This window comes from Streptomyces sp. NPDC004658, from assembly GCF_040609555.1.
Lineage (GTDB): Bacteria > Actinomycetota > Actinomycetes > Streptomycetales > Streptomycetaceae > Streptomyces.
The window spans coordinates 1-2,480 of the sequence record NZ_JBEXKG010000357.1 but is presented as its reverse complement, the minus strand read 5'-3'; the positions used below and the strand labels follow the sequence as shown (position 1 = coordinate 2,480).

Below are 2,480 nucleotides of genomic sequence, written 5' to 3'. Positions count from 1 at the left end.
GTTATGGGGGACAAGGCAACTCTGTTCGAGTCAGGGCGATTTGTGCAGCCTTCCGACGTGGAGCCTGCCCGCGACGAAATGGTGGACATGGGCCCGGGCAGCGGGCGGCCGAGCAGGCGCCGCCCGTCGCCGTCACGGAGCCGGAGAAGCCGCAGCGCGCGTCGAAGGACGTGCTCGGGGAACTCGACGCGCTGGTCGGTCTGGAGAGCGTCAAGCGCGAGGTGCGGGCGCTGATCGACATGATCGAGGTGGGCCGGCGCCGGCAGCGGGCGGGCCTGAAGGCGGCCTCCGTCAAACGGCATCTGGTCTTCACCGGCTCCCCCGGCACCGGCAAGACCACGGTCGCCCGGCTCTACGGCGAGATCCTCGCCTCGCTGGACGTGCTGGAGAAGGGCCATCTCGTGGAGGTGTCCCGGGTCGACCTGGTCGGCGAGCACATCGGTTCGACGGCGATCCGCACCCAGGAGGCCTTCGAGCGGGCACGCGGTGGTGTGCTGTTCATCGACGAGGCGTACGCGCTGTCCCCGGAGGACGCCGGGCGGGACTTCGGCAAGGAGGCCATCGACACGCTGGTGAAGCTGATGGAGGACCACCGGGACGCGGTGGTGGTGATCGTCGCCGGGTACACCGCGGAGATGGAGCGGTTCCTGTCCGTCAACCCGGGCGTGGCCTCCCGCTTCTCCCGCACCATCACCTTCGGCGACTACGGCCCGGAGGAACTGCTGCGGATCGTGGAGCAGCAGGCGGACGAGCACGAGTACCGGCTGGCGCCGGGCGCGTCCGAGGCGCTGCTGAAGTACTTCACGGCGATCCCGAAGGGACCGGCGTTCGGCAACGGCCGCACCGCACGGCAGACCTTCGAGGCGATGGTGGAGCGCCACGCCAGCCGCGTCGCCCAGCTGCCCGACCCGAGCACCGACGACCTGACCCTGCTCTACGCGGAGGACCTGCCCGACCTGCCCTGAGCAGTCCTGTGAACGGGTCGGGACGGGGCCGTCCGGTGCGTCACGCCGGGGACCCGGCGGCCTCGTCCCGAGGACCCCGCTCCGGCCGCTGGCCCGGCAACTCGGGGTGCAGGCGGGTCAGCAGGCGGGCCCGTTCGCGGCTGAACGCGGGGTCCGACTGGTAGTCGGAATGGCCGAGGATCGGGGCCGGCAGCGGATGGTCCTCGGTGCGGCCGTAGGCGAGGGGGTCCCGCAGGGGCGCGTGGTCCACGTCGGGAGAGGCGTCGTCGGGGACCCGGACGGGGCCGCCGATGGGGTCGGTGCGCCGGTAGAGGTTGCGCCAGCAGTCGATGTCGTGGTGCAGCGCGGCCAGGGCCGGCGGGCCGAAGTGGGCCGGGAACCAGCGGCCGTACAGGCGCTCCAGCGGGGAGCCGTAGGTGAGCAGGGCGACCCGCCCGCGTACGGACGGCGGAAGCTGCCAGGCCGCCGCTGCGGCGAGGACGCTGCCCTGGGAGTGGCCGGACAGCACCAGCCGGCCTCCGGTGCGCCGGGTCCAGGTGGCCATGCGCCAGGTCAGGTCCGGCACCGCGCGCTCGGCGTAGCAGGGCGGGGCGAAGGGGTGGGCGGCGCGCGGCCAGAAGGTGCCGACGTCCCAGAGGATGCCGATGGTGCGCCGGGCCGAGGCGTCCTTGTAGGCGCGCCTGCCCCAGGTCACGAACAGCAGGAAGCCGAGGCCGACCAGCCAGGACCCCAGCGCCTGCGAGGTCTCGGCCACGGCCTGGACGAGGTGGTGGGTGCGGCGGGCCGCTCCGTCGGGTGTCCTCCCCGTGGCCAGCGCTCCGGTCAGCGCCACGGAGCCCAGCACGAGGGTGGTGGCGGTGAGTACGGCGACGACCAGCGGCACCCGGTCGGTGAGGCCGGCCATCGCCCGGGCGTGCGCGATGGCGCGGGTGCGGGGCGGGTCCTCGGGTTCGCCGGGGTGCTCGCGGCGGACCCGTTCGCGTTCCGCGCGGGCGAGCCGGGCGGTGTTCAGCGCGAGCCCGGCGGCCAGGAGCAGCAGAACCGCGAGGAGCGGCGGGATGACGGACGCCTGCCAGGTCAGCAGGACGGGCGGGCCGGTGAGCAGGGCGCGGGTTCCGTCCAGCCAGTCGGCGACGCGCTGGGCGACCCCACCGGAGATCACACCGCCCAGCGCGCAGGCGAGCAGGGCGACGGCGGGGCCGCCGAGGCCGCGCATCGCGGCACGCGGGTCGGGGCGGCGCCGGTGCAGGTACCCGGCCACGGCGGCCAGGGCGACGACCAGCAGGCCCTGGGCCAGCATGAGGGCGCCGAAGGACGCGTCGCCGGGCAGCCGGCCGGTGGACCGCCAGCCGGGCCGGGACCAGCCGGCGTACACCAGCGCGAGCAGCAGCAGGGCGAGCGCGGCGAGCGGCAGGCGGTGCACGAGGTGCCGGTCGAGCCGCTGGTCGAGCCGCCACTCGCTGCGGCCCCGGAGGCAGACCACCACGACCACCGCCGCGCCGCCGACGAGCAGGG

2 pseudogenes are annotated in these 2,480 nt (G+C 74.7%); one reads left to right on the top strand and one right to left on the bottom strand.

From position 1 onward, the window contains the following. Nucleotides 1-92: 92 nt before the first annotated feature. Nucleotides 93-965 (top strand): annotated as a pseudogene (locus ABZV94_RS41225) (AAA family ATPase); the annotation flags it as partial. 40 nt (nucleotides 966-1,005) lie between these two features. Here ABZV94_RS41225 and ABZV94_RS41220 read toward each other — a convergent pair. Then, a pseudogene (locus tag ABZV94_RS41220) lies at nucleotides 1,006-2,480 on the bottom strand (hypothetical protein); the annotation flags it as partial.